The organism is Aliiruegeria sabulilitoris, assembly GCF_001558155.1.
GTDB classification, from domain to species: domain Bacteria; phylum Pseudomonadota; class Alphaproteobacteria; order Rhodobacterales; family Rhodobacteraceae; genus Tropicimonas; species Tropicimonas sabulilitoris.
Window position 1 is genome coordinate 20842 of sequence record NZ_LOAS01000026.1, and the last position, 19497, is coordinate 40338.

Genomic DNA, 19497 nt, shown 5'->3' on the forward strand with positions numbered 1-19497 from the left:
CACGCGCAGGACCGCGCCCCCTCCCGGGGGCGTCGAACCATGTCACGTCTTGAATGCCGGGAAATCAAAAGTCGGGCGCCTTGTCAGGACCGCGTCAGAACTGCAGCACCAACTCGCGTGTAATGCCGAGGCGGATACGGAACTGATCTTCGCTCCCCATCTCGGTAATCGGCGAATCCGCGGCGCTGTTGAGAAGTCGATCCGCACGGAAAGACGCCTCAAGCCCCCACAATTCATTGAAGCGATACTTCGCCTTGGCTTCGAAACCAGCGCCAAGCAGGCCGCCGTCGGCGTTGTACGAGGCCAGCCCGCTGTCGATCGACTCGCTGTCGCTGACGCCGAAATAGGTATTGGCGAACTCGTCATCGCCAAACACCATACGCGGCCCAAGCCGGAATTCCCAACGCTCGCTGGGGAAGACGATGGCATCGGCGCCAAGCTCACCGACAAAGCCGTTATGCCCGATCGCGCCGTAGCGCACGTCGCCGAAAGCTTCGAAATTTCTCTGGCGATAGACGAGCCCGAGACCGAGCTCGAGCGACGGGTCGATATCTTCCAGCCCTTTCAGCTCATCGAAATCATCCGCGCTTCGCTTGCCGATGAAGCGCAGCGATCCGCGAATACCAAGGGCACGGGGAACGGAGTTTCCATCCGGATCTCCATACGCACCAAGGCCTTTGAGCCGGGCATAATCGAAATGCAGCGCGAAATCGGGCGCGGCCACCATCTCGTCGGAGCCGAAATAGGCCGGGCGCGCCTGAACGCCTGCCCGGATATCGTAGCGCAGAATGACATTCTTGCTGGGATCGATGCGCAGCGCGATTGGCGTCGTGTCCTGAGCGGTCGTGGCCAGCTCTGTCGAGGCCAGATCCGCGGGATCGGCCTGCGCAATGTCCTGCGCGATTGCCCCATTGGTCAGGGAAAGAGCCGCTATGGCGGCGATGGCATATGTCACAAAAGGTTTCACGACGATTCCCCGAATCGGCAGGTTAAGATGGCAGCAGGATCGACATTAGCTTGCGCGTGGAACGATTCAAGTAAGCGTGGATTCATGAGGCGGCGGCGTCGTTTCATTGTCACAAACATCCCGTCCAGTCTCAGTTTTCCTGGATACCCTCCAAATAGCGCGCAATTGCGATCACGGGCGGGCTCGCCTCGATTTCCCCGTCGTCCGACGGCACCCAAACCGGTTCGTCTCCTTCGAAAAACGCCCCGTAGATCGGCATCGGGCTACCATGAGCCACGATCATGTCACGCCCGTCGATGCGCCGGATGACGCGCGAAAAAGGGAAGACGCCGCCATTGGCCGCCGAAAGCTCGGTAAGCGCCGTCGGCGCAACCGATATGATCCGTGCGGTCGGGCCGTCCCCGGCACCGGTACCGCCATGGCAGGTCGCGCAATAGCGTTGAAACAGCGCCTTTCCCGCCTCGGCATCCATGGCCTGCACGCTTGCAGGGATCAGTAGCGCCGAAAGAAGAACCGCAACTTTTACCGACATCGCGCTCCCCTCCTATCGCTGCTGCGTTTCCAGCCAACGCACGATCGAGAGTATCGGCTTAGTGGTCAAGACAGGAGATCCGTCCCAAGCGTCGATCACCTCCGATGGCCCCGTGAGCAAGCCACCAAACATCGGCATCGGTCCCCCATGCGCGGCCAATCCCTCCTGTCCGTCGATCAACCGCACCATGCGGGCGGCGTCGAACATCCCGTCCTGATCACGCGCAAACAAGGTCAGGTCCGGCACCGGAACACTCAGAAGCGCCGCCGTCGGCCCGTCGCCACGCGCCTCCGCACCGTGGCAACCGGCACAGGCCTGCTGAAATACTCGCGCCCCATCGTCAAGCGCGTCATCCGCATACGCGGCGACCGGAAGCATCCAGACCAAGACACATAGCAAAGAAATCACCGATTTCATGGGCATCTCCCTCTTGGCCGAAGCTTCGCGGATATCCGGGATTATGTCCATGATCTGGGTCATGGGCCGAAAGACCAGCGCACATCCATGATTGCGAGACCGAGGCACTGCCCGACCAGTGCCTTCGCTTTCTACGATCACCCATGCACTGAGTTGTCCGCCAACGAAGAGGGGGATTTGCTCCCGCGCTTTCACGCGCGCGACCTCCAAATGCAGATGTGTCCGCCGAGCAGATATTCTCCCTGACGACGTTGGTCAGCGATGCGCGACAAGCCGGCCGGCATCCAGCCGCACGACACGGTCCATTCGTCCGGCGAGCTCGAAATTATGCGTTGCAATCAGCGCGCCCATCCCGGTTTCCCGCACCAGAGCCATCAGCGCCGCAAAGACGGTCTCGGACGTGGCCGGGTCGAGATTGCCTGTCGGTTCATCCGCCAGCAGAAGACGCGGCTGGTTGGCCAGCGCTCGGCAAAACGCGACCCGTTGCTGCTCCCCGCCCGACAGCTGCGCCGGGCGATGCGTCACGCGCTCCGACAACCCGACCGAGCCGAGCAACGCCGCGGCCCGCGCCTCGGCCGCGCCACGCGCCACGCCATTGGCCAGCTGCGGCAGAACGATGTTCTCCGCCGCGCTGAATTCCGGCAGCAAGTGGTGGAACTGGTAGACGAAACCGACCTCGCGCCGCCGCGCGATCGTCCGCGCCTGATCGCCCTTGCCGGTCATCTGTTTCCCGTTCAGCAGCACTGCGCCTGCGTCGGGCGTGTCCAGAAGCCCAGCAATATGCAAAAGCGTCGACTTGCCTGCCCCCGAAGGCGCGACGAGCGCAACGATCTCGCCTGCGGCCACCGACAGGTCGCAATGCTCCAGAACATTGACCGCGCCCGGCTGGCCCGGGTTGTAGCTCTTGGCAATGCCTTGAAGTTCCAGAACCGGGTCACTCATAGCGCAGCGCCTCCACCGGGTTCATACGCGCCGCCCGACGCGCCGGGAAGATGGTCACGCCGAAGGAGAGACCCAGCGACAGCAAAACCGCCGAGAGTACATCGGCCAGCTCCAGCTTGGCCGGCAAAGCATAGATGCCACGGATCGACGGATCCCAGACGCCGCCGCCGGAGATGTAGTTCACGAAAGAGAAAATCGGGTCGATATAGATCGCGAAGAGGCAGCCGAGGACCACGCCCGCAATCGTGCCCACCGTGCCGACGGAGGCACCGCAGATGAAGAACACCCGCATGACCGACCCCTCTGTCAGGCCCATCGTGCGCAGGATACCGATATCGCGCCCCTTGTTCTTTACCAGCATGATCAGGCCCGAGATGATGTTCATCGCCGCAATCAGCACCAGGATCGACAGGATCACGAACATCACGTTGTCCTCCACCTCCAGCGCCCGAAGGAAGGCGCCGGACGCATCGCGCCAGGTCCAGAGCAGCACCCGCTCGCCACCTGCCCGAAGCAGCGGCAACGTCATCTTTTCCACCGTATCGGGCTTGGCCACCATCACTTCCAGCTCATCGGCCACGCCCTCGCGGTTGAAATAGACCTGCGCCTCGGCAAAGGGCAAGTAAGCGCGGGTGCGGTCGATATCATAGCGACCAGCCTGGAATATATAGACGACCTCGTAGACGCTGACCCGCGGCGAGGTGCCGAAGGGTGTCTTGGCACCGTCCGGCGAAATCAGCTTGATCCGGTCGCCCACGGAAGCATTGAGCTGCTGGGCGACGCCCCAGCCGATGGCAATCCCTTCCTCGAAACGCCCGATATCCCCAAGCCACTGCTCGGGATCGGCAATACGCGGAATCGTGGCGAGATCCTCGGCGGAGATGCCGAACACCTCGGCCCCGACATTGCGCCCGCCATAGCTCGCCATGACCTGCCCCTTGACCAGCGGCGCCACGCGGGTGACGCCGGGCACCTCCCGCAGGCGGTCGGCCATGGCGTCATAATCGTCAATCACCCGGCTGGACTGCCCGGTTTCCGTCACGGTGACGGAATTGTAGACCGTCACATGCGCATTCGCGCCGAGGATCGTGTCCACGAACTCCGCCCGGAAACCCGACCGCACGGCCAGTGTCGCCACGAGGGCAAAGACCGCGAGCGTGATACCAACGAGGCTGATCCAGGTCATGACCGACACACCGCCCTCGGCGCGACGGGCGCGCAGGTAGCGCCAGGCGATCATCCATTCGAATCCGGCAAAGGGGGGTGGGCTTTTCGCCAAATCTCTGCTCCCGCATTTTCCCGTCTGCATGACCGGGAAAGGCGGGAGCGTCAACAGCCCGACGTGGCACGACCGCCGGAGGCTTGCCCCGGAGCGGTGTCCGATGTCATCACGGAGAGACGGCAAGACGGGGAGCGGTTACAGGAATGATCAGCAATGTCGCGATTTTCGACCTTTCAACCGGCACGGCCACCTGCCTTCTGCGTAGCGAACGCCACCTGGAAGCGCCGAACTGGCTGCCGGGGGACGATCAACTGTTGGTGAATTCCGAGGGGCGGCTGTATCGCCTGCCCCTCGACGCCCCGCGCTTGCAGCCGGTCGATACCGGCTTCGCGACACGGATCAACAACGACCATGGCGTTTCGCCCGATGGCTGCCTGATCGCGATCACCGACAAGACGGAAACCGGCAAGGCTTGTATCTACACCCTGCCGATCGACGGTGGCACGCCGAAGCGGGTCAGCGAGAAGGTGCCGTCCTATTTCCATGGCTGGTCGCCCGATGGCAGCACCATCACTTACCCCGCCTTTCGCGGCGCAGAAGCCCAGATCTTCACCTGCCCGGCGGATGGCGGACAGGAAAAGCAGCTGACCCTCGGCTTCGATCACTGCGATGGTCCGGATTTCACGCCAGACGGAAAGTGGATCTGGTTCAATGGCGAGAAAGGCGGCGCTGTGGATCTCTGGCGCATCCGCCCCGATGGAACGGATCTGGAGAAGATGACCTCGGACGCAAGGGTGAACTGGTTCCCGCACCCCTCGCCCGGCGGGAAACATGTCCTCTTCATAAGCTATGAACCCGGCACGGAAGGCCACCCGCCCAACCGGGAGGTCGACCTGCGCCTCATGCCCGCCAGCGGCGGCAAAGCCCGAACCCTGCTCAGCCTTTTCGGTGGGCAGGGCACCCTCAACAGCCCTTGCTGGGCGTCGGACGGACGGCGGTTCGCTTTCGTGCGTTACGAGCTCTGAAGGTCGGCTTCCTGCACGCAGGAGGCGCTGGACGCTCCGGCCGCGTTTCGGTTCAATCTCCACCTCTGCCGTTGCGCAAGTTGCGCCGGTCGCGTTTGATCGTGGTCAAGCGGAGAAAGGAGGACCGGTTTGATCAAGACACTCTCGGTGATGGCCATGTGCCTGGCCAGTGCTCTCGCGTTGCCAGCCTCAGCGCAGGAACTGGCGTTTGTGATCAGGCACGCGGAAAAGGAGGCGACAGGGGAAGACCCTCCCTTGACCGAAGCAGGTCGCGGGCGGGCAAAATCCTGGGCGGAGTTACTCGGCAGGTCGGGTATCGACATCGTTATCCACACCAATGCCGCCCGGTCTCGCGAAACCGCCACGATAATATCGCGTTTGCTCGACCTGGAGCGGGTTGAAGTCCCAATCTCCGATACGGCCGGACTTATGGACCTGTTGGCCTTCGATTATGCCGATGGGACCGTCCTGCTCGTTGGGCATACCGAAACCATCCCGAGTATCCTCTTTCAGATGGGTATTCCGGAACCGCCCGAAATCGACGACGGCGACTTCGCCAACCTGTTCATGGTAGTCCCGACGGGCGAAGACCGTCCGGTTTTCGTCGAGCTGCGAATGCCCTGAACGGGCTGGCCACCGTATTTGTTGGGCCCAGGTTATACCGGAGTGGAGGGACCGGATTTGACCTGAGCCCGGGAAACGACCTGTTCTCCGGCTCAGAGCCCGGCATAGATCTCCGCAACGCGCGCAACGGCCAGTTCCGGCGTCAGCTCCTCGCTCTCACCCGTGCGGCGGGAGGTAAGCTCGACAACACCGTTCTTGAGCCCGCGCGGCCCCACCGTGATCCGCCAGGGCAGGCCGATCAGGTCCATGGTAGCGAACTTGCCGCCCGCGCGCTCGTTGCGGTCGTCATAGAGCGGCTCCAGCCCACGGGCCTCCAGCGCCTTGTAGAGATCCTCGCAGGCCCCATCGGCGGCGGCATCGCCCTGCTTGAGGTTGACGATGCCGACATGGAACGGCGTGACCCCCTCGGGCCAGATAATGCCGTTCTCGTCGTGGTTGGCCTCGATCAGCGCGCCCAGCAGGCGGGAAACGCCGATCCCGTGCGAGCCCATATGGACTGGAACCTTGTTGCCCTCAGCATCGGTGACGGTGGCCCCCATCGGCTCGGAATACTTGGTGCCGAAATAGAAGATCTGTCCGACCTCGATGCCACGCGCCTCGCGGCGGCGCTCGTCGGGAACCTGGGCTTCGAACACGGCCTGGTCATGCGTGTCGTCGGTGCGGGCATAGCGAGAGGTGAACTCCTCCAGCACACCCTGGCACTGCTCCACATCGTCGTAATCGACCGCACGGTCGCCGAATTTCAGATCGGTGATCTCGCTGTCATAGAAGACGCCGCTCTCGCCGGTCTCGGCCAGAACGAGGAATTCATGCGTGTTGTCGCCACCGATCGGGCCGCTCTCGGCGCGCATCGGGATCGCCTGAAGGCCCATGCGCTCATAGGTGCGCAGGTAGCTCACGAGGTGGCGGTTATAGGCGTGCAACGCGTCTTCCTTGGTGAGGTCGAAATTGTAGCCGTCCTTCATCAGGAATTCGCGGCCCCGCATGACGCCGAAACGCGGGCGGATCTCGTCGCGGAATTTCCACTGGATCTGGTAGATCGTCAGCGGCAGGTCCTTGTAGGATTTCACGTAGCTGCGGAAGGTGTCGGTGAACATCTCCTCGGCGGTGGGCGAGAAGAGCATGTCGCGCCCATGGCGATCCTGCATGCGCAGCATCTCCTCGCCATAGCCGTCATAGCGGCCGGACTCACGCCACAGCTCTGCCGATTGCAGAGTCGGCATCAGCACCGGGATATGGCCGGCGCGGATCTGCTCCTCGTGGACGATGTTCTCGATCTTGCGCAGCATCTTGAAGCCGAGCGGCAGCCAGGCATAGATCCCGGCGCTCATCTGCTTGATCATGCCGGCCCGCAACATGAGGCGGTGGCTGACAATCTGGGCGTCCGCGGGGGTCTCCTTGAGGACGGGCAGGAAATAGCGGCTCAGGCGCATGGGGCGATTCCTCTTTGTCTTTGTCGTCTCCGTTACGCAAAGGACGGGGGGTTTTCCACCCCCCGTACCCTCCGGAGGATGTTTTTGCCCAGAAGAAGCAGGGCCGCTGGTACAGAAGACGCACCAATGGACCCGGCCCCGCCTGGGGACGGGCCACCGCCGCTCGGGGACCGGCACCGCGCAAGCGGCGACGGGCGTCGGCGGCAATCTCCTTCGTTGCTTGCAAATGCGCTGAGGCTGGGCGAAACCGGGGTTGAAAGGATGTTTCATGGCCCTGCCGGTACAGTCACAAGTAAAGATCTGGAGTATCATCGCGATTGTCTTTTTCGCGGTGCTCTGGGTGTTGGGCGACGTCATCATGCCCTTCATTCTCGGAGCCGCGATCGCCTATCTGCTGGACCCGTTCGCGGACTGGTTCGAGGCAAGGGGCATGTCACGCCCGCTTGGCGTCTCGATTATCGCACTGGCGAGCATATTCATCTTCGTCATGATGGTCCTGCTGGTGATTCCGACATTGATCAATCAGACCATCGCGCTCTTCGCCTCGCTTCCGGATCTGGCGAACAATCTTCAGGACTTCCTGACGGAACGTTTCCCATCCCTGGTCGACAGCGAGTCCACGATCCGCCAGTCGCTGGCATCACTGGGTAAGGTCATTTCCTCCAAGGGGGCCGAACTGCTCAACGGCGCCCTTGCTTCGGTATCGAGCCTTGTGGGCATCCTGACCTTGCTCGTGATCGCCCCTGTCGTGGCCTTTTACCTGTTGCTGGACTGGGACCGGCTGGTCGCCCGCGTGGACGGGTTGCTGCCGCGCGACCATGCGCCAACGATCCGCCGCCTTGCCGGCGAGATCGACCAGACTCTTGCAGGGTTCCTGCGCGGACAGGGAACGGTCTGCTTCCTGCTTGGCATCTACTATTGCGTGGGCCTGTTCGCTGTCGGGCTCGATTTCGGGCTGGTTGTCGGTGCGTTTGCAGGACTACTTACCTTTATCCCCTATATAGGTGCGCTGGTCGGCGGAGCGTTGGCGATCGGGCTTGCCCTGTTCCAGTTCTGGGGCGAGTGGACGATGATTGCCATCGTGGCCGGTATCTTCTTTTCCGGCCAGGTGCTGGAAGGCAATGTGCTAACGCCCAAGCTCGTCGGCGATTCCGTGGGGCTGCATCCGGTCTGGCTGCTGCTGGCACTGTCCGTTTTCGGCTCGCTCTTCGGGTTTGTCGGCATGTTGGTCGCGGTTCCCGTTTCCGCGGTGATGGGCGTCATCGTGCGCTTCCTGACCGAAAAATACCTTGAAGGGAAACTCTACCGGGGAAAATCCGGCGAGGTTTCGGCGCAGGATCTCGAGGGGTTGTGATGTCCGAGCAGCTCAATCTCGACCTGCCCGTGCGCTCGGCCACCGGGCGGGAAGACTTCTTTCTGTCGCCGGGCAATGCACTTGCCGTGGCTGAAATTGATCGCTGGCGGGACTGGCAAGCGGGGAAGCTGGCCCTTATCGGGCCCGAGGGCTCCGGCAAGACGCATCTCACCCATGTCTGGGCGAGCGATGCAGGCGCCGAGATCCTGTCGGCACGCGAGGTCGTGGGCTGGCAGCCCAAGCCCGGCAATTTCGCCATCGAGGATGTTCCCGAGATCGTGGGCGACGCGGAGGCGGAACGCGCCCTGTTCCATCTGCACAATTTCGTCCTGGCCGAGGGCGGGCGCCTGCTCGTCAGCGGGATCGAACCCCCTGCCCTCTGGCAAATCGAGTTGCCGGACCTGGCCAGCCGCATGCGCGGCACGCCTTCGGCCCGGCTCGAGCCACCCGATGACCCGCTACTGCAAGCGTTGCTCTACAAGCTCTTCAACGACCGCCAGATCACCCCGCAGCCGAGCCTCGTGCCCTGGCTTCTGAAGCGGATGGACCGTTCCTTTGCCGAAGCCGGGCGGATCGTTGCCGCGCTGGATTCCCGCGCGCTTGCGACGGGGCGTCCCATCGGCCCGAAACTTGCAGCGGAACTGTTGGAAGAAGACACGGATCGGGGATAAACTCAGGCAGGTTCGCCTTAATCCCGACTCCTTTCTTTCACCCCGACGACCCGCTCGGAAGGTTCCATGACACACGCCAATTTCCTCACAGCTCCCTTCGCCACGCCCATCGAAATTCCTGCCGCGCAGGTCAGCGGACCGAAGCGGTTCTTCAACCGGGAACTGAGCTGGCTTGCCTTCAACTGGCGGGTATTGGAGGAGGCAACCAATCCGCGGGTGCCGCTGCTGGAACGGGTGCGCTTCGTCTCCATCTCCGCAACCAACCTCGACGAATTTTACACCGTCCGCGTGGCGGGCCTGCGCGAACTCGCCCGTGAGGGCCATCAGTCACCGGCCGCCGACGGGCTGACACCGCTCGAACAGCTTGGGGAAATCGACGAGAATGCCCGGATCCTGCTGCAGGCACAGCAGACGGCCTGGAACAAGCTCAAGAAGGAAATGGAAGGCGAAGGCATAGAGCTTCTGACCCGCTCGCGCCTGAACCGCGCCGACAAGCTCCACCTGGAAACCCATTTCCTGTCTCAGGTGTTCCCCGTTCTGTCGCCGCTTGCGATCGACCCGGCCCACCCCTTCCCGTTCATCCCCAATACCGGCTTCTGCCTTGCGCTGCAGCTCAACCGCGAGAATGACGGCGTCTCCCGGCAGGCACTGCTGCCGATCCCGGCCCAGGTCGACCGCTTCATCCGCCTGCCCTCCGAAGACCGCTCGCACCGTTTCCTGCCGCTGGAAGACCTGCTGATCCTGCATCTCGGGTCGCTCTTCCCTGGCTACAAGCTAGAGGGGCACTGCGCTTTCCGCGTGCTTCGGGACAGCGATCTCGAAGTCGAGGAGGAGGCCGAGGATCTTGTGCGGGAATTCGAGGTCGCACTGAAACGCCGTCGCCGGGGTGACGTGATTCGCCTGAAAATGACCGCGGGCGCGCCAGAAGCCCTGCGCGCGACGATCATGGAGGAACTGGCTGTTTCGGGCGATGAGGTGGTCGAGGTCAAGGGTCTGCTGGGCCTGGCCGATCTCAAGGAACTGGTACTCGATGACCGGCCCGACCTGCTCTGGCCCTCCTTCACGCCCCGGGTGCCCGAGCGCGTGCAGGACCACGATGGCGACATGTTCGAGGCGATCAAGCAGAAGGACATGTTGCTGCATCACCCCTACGAGACCTTCGACATGGTGGTGCGTTTCCTGCAACAGGCGGCCCGTGACCCCAACGTGCTGGCGATCAAGCAGACGCTGTACCGAACGTCCAAGAAATCGCCCATTGTCGAGGCGCTCTGCGAAGCGGCCGAAGATGGCAAATCCGTTACCGCGCTGGTCGAGCTCAAGGCCCGCTTTGACGAGGCGGCCAATATCCGGCAGTCGCGCAAGCTCGAACGCGCGGGCGCGCATGTCGTCTATGGTTTCACCAACTACAAGACACATGCCAAGATCAGTACGGTTGTGCGTCGCGAGGGTGACCGGCTGGTGACCTATACGCATTACGGCACCGGCAACTACCACCCGATCACCGCCAAGATCTACACCGACCTGAGCTTCTTCACCTGTAACGACGCGCTCGGACGCGATGCGACCAAGGTGTTCAATTACCTGACGGGTTATGCGCAGCCGGAAGTGCTCGAAAACCTGTCGATCTCGCCCTATTCGCTCAAGCCGAAGCTGATCGAGATGATTGGCAAGGAGGCTGAACTGGCACGGGCAGGCAAACCCGCCGAGATCTGGGCCAAAATGAACTCGCTGATCGATTCGGAAGTGATCGACGCGCTCTACGAAGCCAGCCAGGCCGGCGTGAAGATCAGCCTGGTCATTCGCGGCATTTGCGGCTTGCGGCCGGGGATCAAGGGGCTTTCCGAAAATATCCGGGTCAAATCCATCGTCGGGCGGTTCCTGGAGCATTCCCGGATCGTCTGTTTCGGCAATGGCTCCGGGCTGCCGTCGAAACGCTGCAAGGTCTACTTCTCCTCGGCCGACTGGATGGGACGCAACCTCAACCGCCGGGTGGAGACACTGGTCGAGGTCGAGAACCCGACCGTGAAGGCGCAAATCGTGAACCAGATCATGGCCGCCAATATGGCCGACGAGGCGCAAAGCTGGATTCTGACCCCCGACGGCACCTTCCAGCGCCACCCGTTGCCCGACGGGGAGTCCGGCTTCAACTGCCACCGGTTCTTCATGGAAAACCCCTCACTTTCGGGCCGGGGCACGGCCGGGGCCGCGGATGTGCCGGAGCTGACGCATAGCAAGGATTGAGGCCCAAAGGCGGATAGCTCCCCGCGAGGCGTCCTTCATCATGCGCAAAGATCTGCCCTTGATGCAGTCCGGACATAGGAAGACGAGAACTGGGCTCGCCCGCAAACCAAGGTCGGAACAGAGCCATTTTGTTATACCGAGTGGGGGCTTTGCCCCCGCGCGCCTTCGAGCGGCGGCTGGCTCCGACAGGCGAAACAACAGGCCACGCTTCCTACGAAAACGCCCAGCTTGCCGTCTCAACACATTGACCTTCGCCGCTTCGCATGAACAGTGTCAAAGCACTTGCAGACGGAGGTCGACATGGACGACGGGATACCCGAGACGCACAGCGATTGGGGCCCCTTCGGTAGACCGATTTTCGAAGACCCGGCCGCGCACGCCCTTTCGCGGGTCGGCGTGATTGATATCGGCTCGAACTCGGTTCGTCTCGTCGTGTTCGACGGGGCCGCAAGGAGCCCTGCGTATTTTTTCAATGAAAAGGTCATGGCCGGACTCGGCGCCGGAATGGATCAGACCGGGCGCCTGAATCCGAAGGGGCGCGAACGGGCCCTGACGGCAATCCGGCGTTTCACGACACTCGCGCGCGGCATGGGCATCCCTCCGCTGACCGCCGTGGCCACGGCAGCGGTTCGCGTGGCCGAGGACGGCGACGAGTTTCGTCGGGAGATCGAGCTCGAAACCGGTCAGACCATCCACGTTATCGACGGCGAAGAGGAAGCTCGGCTTTCCGCGCAGGGCGTGCTTCTTGGTTGGCCCGATGCCGAGGGGCTGGCCTGTGACATCGGCGGCTCCTCGATGGAGCTCGCCCGGATCGAAGGGGGGCGTGTCTGGGAACGCGCCACAACGCCGCTCGGCCCGCTGCGGCTCGAAACCATGAAGGGCGGGCGCAAACGGCGGGACAGGGAAATCTGCCAGGTGCTCGACGATCTGTCGGAAAAGATCGTGCATCACGAGCGGCTCTATCTTGTTGGCGGGTCCTGGCGGGCCATCGCGCGGCTCGACATGGTGCGGCGCGAATACCCGCTTTCGGTCTTGCATGATTACCGTATGACGCCGAAATCCGTGCGCGCCACGCTGGACTGGATCGCCCAGCAGGAGCTGGAACCCCTGCGCCAGCGGGCCGGGCTTTCGATGGCGCGGATCTCGCTGGTGCCGATGGCCGGCGAAGTGTTGCGCCGCCTGATCTCGAAATTCGGCATCCGCGAGATCGTGACCTCCGGCTACGGAATCCGCGAGGGCCTGCTCTACGAGCAGATGCCGCAGCGCATACGCTGCCGCGACCCTCTGATCGAAGCGGCGCGCTACTCACAGGACAGCTCGGCTCGCATTCCGGGCTTTGGCCGGATCCTGCACGAGTTCATCTCGCCGCTCTTCCGGCGCCCCACGGGCAACCCACGCTGGATCCAGGCAGCCTGCCTTCTGCACGATGTCAGCTGGCGTGCCCATCCGGACTATCGGGCCGAGGTCTGTTTCGACAGCGCCACGCGCGGCAACCTCGCCGGGATCGACCATCCGGGGCGCGTCTATCTGGGCCTTTCTCTGGCACATCGCTACCGCAATGCGCGACCCGGCGACCGTTTCGAACCGCTGCTGGCACTTCTGAACGAAAAACAGGTGAAGGAGGCCGAGATCCTCGGCAAGGCCATGCGTTTCGGCGCGATGTTCTCCTTTGCCAATCCCGAGGGCATGGGAAAGTTCAACTATCGTCCCAAGAAGCGTACGCTGGAACTGCGGCTGCCGCCGGAATCCGTCGCGCTCTACGGCGAAGTCGCCGATGCCCGCCTCACCTCGCTTGCACGCGCCATGGATGTCGAGAAGATCGTGACGCTCACCAAGGGGCACCGTGCGGTCCGCAAGCTGAGATAGGCGAAATGCTTGGGCCGCGTCCCGGCTCCTTATCCGCGAAACTCGAAGAAACCCGGTCCGGCCCTCTCCAGAAGCCGTTCGGCCAGTTCACGCCCCAACGCCGCCCCTTGCGCGACAGGCGCTCTGGCAGAATCCACGAGACATTCGCTTCCATCCGGGCGCAGGATTTCACCACGTAGCCAGATTTCGTCGCCTTCCAGAAGGGCAAGCCCGGCAATCGGTGTCTCACAGGAGCCGTCCAGCGCGGCAAGGAAGGCCCGCTCAGCGGCGAGGCGTTGCCCCGTCGACACATCGTGGATCGCCTCGAGCATCCGCTTGGTGCGCGGATCGTCCGCGCGCCGTTCGATGCCGATCGCACCCTGCGCCACGGCCGGCAGCATCTCCTCGGCAGCGATGGCCACACGCGGAATATCCATTCCCAACCGGTTCAAGCCGGCACAGGCCAGAAAGGTCGCCTCGGCCACGCCTTCGGACAGCTTGCGCATGCGCGTCTGCACATTGCCGCGAAACTCCACCACCTTCAGGTCCGGCCGCCGGAACAACAGTTGCGCCTTGCGCCGCAACGAAGACGTACCCACAACGCCCCCCCCGGGCAGCTCGGAAAACGCCTTTCCATCCACCGTCACGAACGCGTCCCGCACATCCTCGCGCGGCAGGTAGCAATCCAGCAGCAGCCCCTCGGGCTGTTCCACCGGCATGTCCTTCATCGAATGCACGGCAATGTCGATGGAGCCGTCGAGGAGCGCTTCCTCGATCTCCTTCGTGAAGAGCCCCTTGTTGCCGATCTCCTTGAGCGGGCGGTCGGCATCGATCAGCGCGCGGTCATCGCCCGTGGTCTTGATGACCACGATCTCGAACGCCTCCGCGGGCAGATCGAAAGCCGCCCCCAGACGGGCGCGCGTCTCATGCGCTTGTGCCAGCGCCAGCGGCGAACCACGGGTTCCGATCTTGAGGGGCGAGGCGGGCGTGGGCAGCGGTTGATTCATGAGAACCGTCCATAATTGCCGTCTCGCGGCCTGACAACACCCCTCCTGCTTGACTTCCGGTCGCAGAGGCCGCACCCAACGGGACGAGTTGTGGGGAGGGAACCGATGACCAAGAAATTGCTCCGGGCGCTGGCGGGCGAAACGCAAGCGGTACCGCCGATCTGGATGATGCGTCAGGCGGGCCGTTACCTGCCGGAGTATCGCGCAACCCGCGCCGAAGCGGGGGATTTCCTGTCGCTGTGCTACAACTCCGATCTCGCCGCAGAGGTGACGCTGCAACCGATCCGCCGCTATGGCTTCGACGCCGCGATCCTGTTCGCCGATATCCTGCTGATCCCCGAGGCGCTCGGTGCGGATCTGTGGTTTGTCACCGGCGAGGGGCCGCGGCTGTCGACGATCACGGAGCAGGCTGATTTCGACAAGCTCAAGGGCAAGGACGATATTCACGACCATCTTGCGCCCATCTACGAGACGGTGCGGATTCTAACGCGCGAGCTGCCCTCCGAGACAGCGCTAATCGGCTTTGCCGGGGCCCCCTGGACCGTGGCAACCTACATGATCGCAGGGCGCGGCACCCCGGACCAGGGCCCGGCCCATGCGCTCAAGGACGGGAACCGGCCGCTTTTCGAAGCGCTGCTGGAACGGCTGACCGAGGCGACGATCGAATATCTCTCCATGCAAGTGCAGGCCGGCGCAGAGACGGTGAAGCTCTTCGATAGCTGGGCCGGTTCGCTGAAAGGTGCGGATTTCGACAAATACGCGCTGGAACCCGCGAAACGGATCATCGCCGAGTTGAAGGCCCGTCATCCGGACACGCCGATCATCGGCTTCCCCCGCGAGGCGGGCGAGAAATACGTGGGCTTTGCCAAGGCAACCGGCGCCGATTGCGTGGCGCTGGACAATTCCGTGTCCCCCGAATGGGCGGCGGAACATGTGCAGGTCGATGGCTGCGTGCAGGGCAACCTCGCCTCCTCGCACATGGTCACCGGCGGTCAGGCGTTGATCGACGAGACCCGCCACATCGTCGAGACCTTCTCCAAGGGGCCGCATATCTTCAATCTCGGCCACGGCATCACGCCCGATGCCGACCCGGAGAATGTCGCGCTGATGATCGAGACCGTGCGCAGCCACGCAGCCGACTGAGGCGCGCGCGCCCATGCTGTTCTCGCACCTCACACTTGCCCTGACGATCCTCGCCACGGCGGCCATGGCGGCATCCGCCGCTGTGCAGGCCGTACGGCAGGAATTCGACCTCTACGGCGCGACCGTGCTTGCCTTCGCCACCGCGCTCGGCGGCGGCACCGTGCGCGACATGCTGCTGGGCCGCACGCCCGTCTTCTGGATCACGGACCTGACCTATATCGCCACGGCCATCCCGGTGGCCGTGCTGTGCTTTTTCCTGGCGGATCGGATGGAAGCGGGGGGTGGGCGGCGCTTGCGGCTGCTGATGTATCTTGACGCGATGGGTCTGGCGCTGTTCACATTGATCGGGACCCGCATCGCGCTGATGGAGGACACCTCCGCAATCATCGCCGTCCTGATCGGTTGCATTACCGGGACCGTCGGTGGCATGATCCGAGACCTTCTGAGCAATATCACCCCGGTGATCCTCAAGAAGGACCTCTACGCCACGATCTCGCTGGCGGGCGGAGCCATCTTCATCCTGTTGAGCCAGGTCGGGCCGGAATGGATGGCCATTCTGGTGGCCTTCATCGGCATGCTCGCGGCCCGGATCATTGTGATCCTTCGGGCCGTATGAGCCGCCTCAGATCCACTTCGCCAGTGGCGGCAGGGACATCAGCACTGCTTCCGGGTCATGCCCCGTGGCCAGGCCGAACTTGGTGCCCCGGTCATAGACAAGGTTGTATTCGGCATAGAGGCCACGATGGACAAGTTGCGCCTCCTTGTCCGCCGTATTCCAGCGCGTGTTGCGACGCTTTTCCGTGATCGGCAGGAAGGCCGGCAGAAACGCCTCGCCAACCGCCTTGGTAAAAGCGAAATCCGCCTCCCAGTCGCCGGTGTTCAGATCGTCATAGAAGATACCGCCAACGCCGCGCGCCCGGCCGCGATGCGGAACAAAGAAATACTCGTCCGCCCAGGCCTTGAACCGATCATAATAATCGGCGCCATGCCCGTCGCATGCCTGTTTCAGCACCGAATGGAAGGCCGCTGTATCCTCGTAATATTCAATACAGGGGTTGAGATCGGCGCCGCCGCCAAACCACCACGCCTCCGGCGTCCAGAACATGCGGGTATTCATGTGCACGGCCGGCGTGTGCGGGTTCTGCATATGCGCCACGAGGCTGATGCCGGAGGCCCAGAAACGCGGGTTCTCGGCAATTCCCGGCACACCGCGCGCCGCCATCGCCTTCTGCGCCGCCTCGCCCAGCGTGCCATGGACGGTGGAGACATTCACCCCGACCTTTTCGAACACACGCCCGCCGCGCATGACACTCATCAACCCGCCGCCGGCATCGCCACCATCGGCAGCCTCACGCTTTGTCTCGCGCAGCTCGAAACGCCCAGCGGGGCTTTCGGCAAACGGACCATCGAGCTGGCTGTCCTCAAGCTGTTCGAATGCCGTCACGATACTGTCCCGCAGCGTACGAAACCACTCCGAGGCCCGCGTTTTCTCTGCCTGCATTGGCTGGGTCATCTGTTCCTCCCCCGACGAATGCCAAGCGCTAGCAGATTTGCAAAAATACGGCCAGCCCTCGAATGGTGCGATGGCAATTGGCGGCGAAAGGTTTGCGCGCTAACCTGCCGTTATGAAAAGGATGATTCCCCTGATCGCCCTGCTGGCACTGGCGGCATGCGCCACACCGAGGGAGAGCTGCCTCTCCACCGCCCAGCGGGAACTCGTCACCATCGACAAACTCATTGCCGAAACCCAGGCCAACCTGGCGCGCGGTTACGCGCTGCAAAGGGAGTATTACACCACATCCCGGGTCACCATGTGTGCCGGAAGTCGTCGAAACAGCCTGGCGTGGAACTATTGCACGGTCCCCGAAACCCGGGTCCGCGAAGAGCCGGTGGCCATCGACCGCGCGACCGAAGAACGCAAGCTGCGCGAACTGAAACAGACGCGCCGGCAAGCCGAATCCGAAGCGCAGCAGAAGATCGCCTATTGCGACGCGAAATACCCGCTGCAGTGATCTGGGAATTCGCGCGCGTGTGACCGATCCTCCGGATCGGGCCTCCGGTGGAGGTATTTCGGAGAAAGATGAAACCGCGCGGTCTAATCTATCCTCTTTCCAGAAACATCCTGGGAGAGCGCTCGTTAGAGCGCGGGGGGCAAAGACCCCTCGCAACCGCGACTAACGGCTTCATTCCAACGGAAAGGGTAGAGCTGCCTAGTGGGCGGGCGCGTTTACCGGGTCGAGCAGCGTGCGGCCGCCATCGACGGTCATGATCTGCCCGGTCATGAAGGCAGCCGCGTCAGAGGCCAGGAATTGCGCCGCCTCGGCCACCTCTCCCGGTTTGGCAATCCGGTTCATCGGCGTGTGGTCGCGGATATTCGTGCGATAGTCGGCGTTTTCCTTGATCGCTTCCATCAGGCTGGAGGACAGGACCGACCCGAAAGACACGCCATTCACCCGGATGCGATGCGGTGCCAGCGCCACGGCGAGCGAGCGGGTCATCTGATCCAGCGCCGCGGTTGAGACCGAGTAGCCAAGCAATTCCGGATGGGTACGCCGCGCTGCAATCGACGACAGGTTGATGATCGAGCCAATCGCGACCGCTTCTTCGTTGGCGTCGATCTCGGCCTGCTTGATCATGCGTTTGGCCACGGTCTGGCTCAGGCGCAACGCGGTCATCAGGTTCTGCTCCAGCAGCATTTCCACCGCGTCATTGTCCGGATCGAGCGGATCGGAGGCCACCATCTGCCGGCAGGCATTGACGAGGATGTCCACTCGCTCGAAGGAGTCGAGCGTTGCGGAGAGCAGGTTCGCGATGGTCAACCGTTCGCGCAGATCGCCGGCAAAGGCACGGGCATTGCCACGGGCGTCATCGCCCTTCTCCGACCCCAGTTCCTCGCAGAGCCGCTTCTCGTCCATGTCCGCAAACATGACGTTGGCGCCCTGCTCCATGAAATGCCGGGCGATGGCCAGCCCGACTCCATGGGCTGCGCCGGTCACGATCGCTGTTTTACCTTGGATGGAGAAAGTCATGTAGAGATCCTGTCGATCTGGTGCCAGTTGGTTTTCAGCGTCGCCGGGACGCGGCGGATTGCCCCCTTGGGCGACGAGCGGCGTAGATCTTGAAACCGGATGTTCCCTCGATCTCGCGCAATTCACCGAAAGCGGCTTCGAGCGGCGCCTCATAGGGCAGGTGGCGGTTGGCGACAAGCCAGAGCGTGCCATGCGGGGCAAGATTGCGTGCCGCGGCGTTGATGAAGGCGGCCCCGAGCGCCGGATCGGCCGCGCGCGTGGTGTGGAAGGGCGGATTCATGACGATATGGTCGAAGGGCTCGCTATCGGTCCAGGTCACAGCATCGGCCCAGAGAAACCGCGCCCGCCCGCCATGCAGGTTCTGCCGCGCGGCTTCCAGCGCGGCATGCTCGACCTCGACCAGCACACATTCGGTTACCTCCCGCCGTTCCAGCACGTGAAAGGCCAGATAACCCCAGCCGGCGCCGATATCGGCCACCCTGCCCGGCAGCTTCGCAGGCAACGCCCGCGCCAGCGCAACCGATGCCGGGTCCGGCCCGTCGGCCGAGAACATGCCCGGCGCGGTCACCCAGCCGTTTTCGAGCCGCGTCACCGGTGGCAAGCTCCAATCGGCGAACTGGCCCGGCCCGGCCTGAAACTGGAAGATCTTGCCGTGCGCCTTGGAAACGGGTGGCGAGACCTCCGCACGCTTGCGGATCTCGCGGAGAATGGAATCGATCCCGTCCGTCTTCTGACCATCGACGATGACACTTCCGCCATGCGAACTGGCCTCGGCCACCAGCGCTCGGGCCTCGGCCTTGGCACGCGGCAACATCACGATGGCGGCGGCGAAATCCTCCGGGGCGGAAACCTCGGTGCGATACCCCTGACGCGCCCAGAAATCATGATCAGCCCGGTTTCCCTGCACGATCTCGACCCGCTCGCGCGGAAGTGCCGAGAGGTCGGCACCCGACCGTGGACGGAAAACGGCGATCAGGCCGGTCTGTGGCAAATGGAGGGCGCCGGATTTCAGCGCATAGGTCAGTCTGCTTTCGGACATGGGCCG

Annotated in this window: 19 protein-coding genes; 9 read left to right on the top strand and 10 right to left on the bottom strand. The window is 63.2% G+C overall.

The annotated features are described in order from the left end of the window. Positions 1–94: 94 nt before the first annotated feature. From AX756_RS19485 to AX756_RS19505, 5 genes are all read right to left on the bottom strand, one after another. Complete coding sequence (locus AX756_RS19485) at positions 95–967, bottom strand: MipA/OmpV family protein (RefSeq protein WP_156461572.1); 873 nt, start codon at positions 965–967, stop codon at positions 95–97. A 130-nt stretch (positions 968–1097) separates the two neighbouring features. Next, positions 1098–1499, bottom strand: a complete 402-nt coding sequence (locus AX756_RS19490) for a cytochrome c (RefSeq protein ID WP_068315800.1) — start codon at positions 1497–1499, stop codon at positions 1098–1100. A gap of 12 nt (positions 1500–1511) precedes the next feature. Next, the gene (locus AX756_RS25190; RefSeq protein ID WP_163886880.1) at positions 1512–1916 is read right to left on the bottom strand and encodes a c-type cytochrome; all 405 of its coding nucleotides are present in this window, start codon (positions 1914–1916) and stop codon (positions 1512–1514) included. Positions 1917–2171: 255 nt separating this feature from the next. Next, positions 2172–2858 (bottom strand): ABC transporter ATP-binding protein, encoded by a 687-nt coding sequence (locus AX756_RS19500; RefSeq protein WP_068315804.1) that lies wholly within the window; start codon positions 2856–2858, stop codon positions 2172–2174. Continuing rightward, on the bottom strand, positions 2851–4137 hold the full coding sequence (locus AX756_RS19505) for a lipoprotein-releasing ABC transporter permease subunit (RefSeq protein ID WP_068315813.1): 1287 nt from the start codon (positions 4135–4137) through the stop codon (positions 2851–2853). The genes AX756_RS19500 and AX756_RS19505 overlap by 8 nt, the downstream gene beginning before the upstream one ends. A 146-nt stretch (positions 4138–4283) precedes the next feature. On the opposite strand from AX756_RS19505, the gene AX756_RS19510 reads away from it, so the two are divergent. Both AX756_RS19510 and AX756_RS19515 read left to right on the top strand, forming a co-directional pair. Continuing rightward, positions 4284–5105, top strand: a complete 822-nt coding sequence (locus AX756_RS19510; protein ID WP_068315815.1) for a TolB family protein — start codon at positions 4284–4286, stop codon at positions 5103–5105. A gap of 129 nt (positions 5106–5234) precedes the next feature. After that, complete coding sequence (locus AX756_RS19515) at positions 5235–5729, top strand: SixA phosphatase family protein (protein ID WP_156461574.1); 495 nt, start codon at positions 5235–5237, stop codon at positions 5727–5729. 92 nt (positions 5730–5821) lie between these two features. Here the strand turns inward: AX756_RS19515 and proS are convergent, their stop codons facing one another. Continuing rightward, positions 5822–7162: a proline--tRNA ligase gene (gene proS / locus AX756_RS19520; RefSeq protein WP_068315820.1), complete on the bottom strand. Its 1341-nt coding sequence runs from the start codon at positions 7160–7162 to the stop codon at positions 5822–5824. Positions 7163–7430: 268 nt separating this feature from the next. Here proS and AX756_RS19525 point away from each other — a divergent pair, with 268 nt between their 5' ends. The 4 genes from AX756_RS19525 to AX756_RS19540 all read left to right on the top strand — a co-directional run bounded on the left by AX756_RS19525 (position 7431) and on the right by AX756_RS19540 (position 13294). Then, on the top strand, positions 7431–8516 hold the full coding sequence (locus AX756_RS19525; protein ID WP_068315823.1) for an AI-2E family transporter: 1086 nt from the start codon (positions 7431–7433) through the stop codon (positions 8514–8516). Next, the gene (locus tag AX756_RS19530) at positions 8516–9187 is read left to right on the top strand and encodes a P-loop NTPase family protein (RefSeq protein WP_068315826.1); all 672 of its coding nucleotides are present in this window, start codon (positions 8516–8518) and stop codon (positions 9185–9187) included. Before AX756_RS19525 ends, AX756_RS19530 begins: the two co-directional genes overlap by 1 nt. Positions 9188–9253: 66 nt before the next feature. Next, complete coding sequence (locus tag AX756_RS19535; protein WP_068315829.1) at positions 9254–11428, top strand: RNA degradosome polyphosphate kinase; 2175 nt, start codon at positions 9254–9256, stop codon at positions 11426–11428. Positions 11429–11728: 300 nt separating this feature from the next. After that, entirely contained in the window at positions 11729–13294 is a 1566-nt protein-coding gene (locus AX756_RS19540; RefSeq protein ID WP_068315832.1) for a Ppx/GppA family phosphatase, read from the top strand. Between the two features lie 29 nt (positions 13295–13323). Here AX756_RS19540 and hemC read toward each other — a convergent pair whose 3' ends face one another. Continuing rightward, the gene (hemC, locus tag AX756_RS19545; protein WP_068315834.1) at positions 13324–14280 is read right to left on the bottom strand and encodes a hydroxymethylbilane synthase; all 957 of its coding nucleotides are present in this window, start codon (positions 14278–14280) and stop codon (positions 13324–13326) included. 105 nt (positions 14281–14385) lie between these two features. Here hemC and hemE point away from each other — a divergent pair, with 105 nt between their 5' ends. Both hemE and AX756_RS19555 read left to right on the top strand, forming a co-directional pair. Next, positions 14386–15423 (top strand): uroporphyrinogen decarboxylase, encoded by a 1038-nt coding sequence (hemE, locus tag AX756_RS19550; RefSeq protein ID WP_068315836.1) that lies wholly within the window; start codon positions 14386–14388, stop codon positions 15421–15423. 13 nt (positions 15424–15436) lie between these two features. After that, a complete protein-coding gene (locus AX756_RS19555) occupies positions 15437–16039 on the top strand; it encodes a trimeric intracellular cation channel family protein (RefSeq protein WP_068315839.1) in 603 nt (200 codons plus the stop codon). Positions 16040–16045: 6 nt separating this feature from the next. Here the strand turns inward: AX756_RS19555 and hemF are convergent, their stop codons facing one another. Then, complete coding sequence (gene hemF / locus AX756_RS19560) at positions 16046–16936, bottom strand: oxygen-dependent coproporphyrinogen oxidase (protein WP_068315843.1); 891 nt, start codon at positions 16934–16936, stop codon at positions 16046–16048. A 121-nt stretch (positions 16937–17057) separates the two neighbouring features. Between hemF and AX756_RS19565 the strand changes: the two genes are divergently transcribed. Further along, positions 17058–17435, top strand: a complete 378-nt coding sequence (locus AX756_RS19565; RefSeq protein ID WP_068315846.1) for a hypothetical protein — start codon at positions 17058–17060, stop codon at positions 17433–17435. A gap of 198 nt (positions 17436–17633) precedes the next feature. Here the strand turns inward: AX756_RS19565 and AX756_RS19570 are convergent, their stop codons facing one another. Together AX756_RS19570 and AX756_RS19575 are read right to left on the bottom strand one after the other, a co-directional pair. Next, a complete protein-coding gene (locus AX756_RS19570; protein ID WP_068315849.1) occupies positions 17634–18452 on the bottom strand; it encodes an SDR family NAD(P)-dependent oxidoreductase in 819 nt (272 codons plus the stop codon). 34 nt (positions 18453–18486) lie between these two features. Then, a complete protein-coding gene (locus AX756_RS19575) occupies positions 18487–19491 on the bottom strand; it encodes a class I SAM-dependent methyltransferase (RefSeq protein ID WP_068315852.1) in 1005 nt (334 codons plus the stop codon). Positions 19492–19497: the final 6 nt, after the last annotated feature.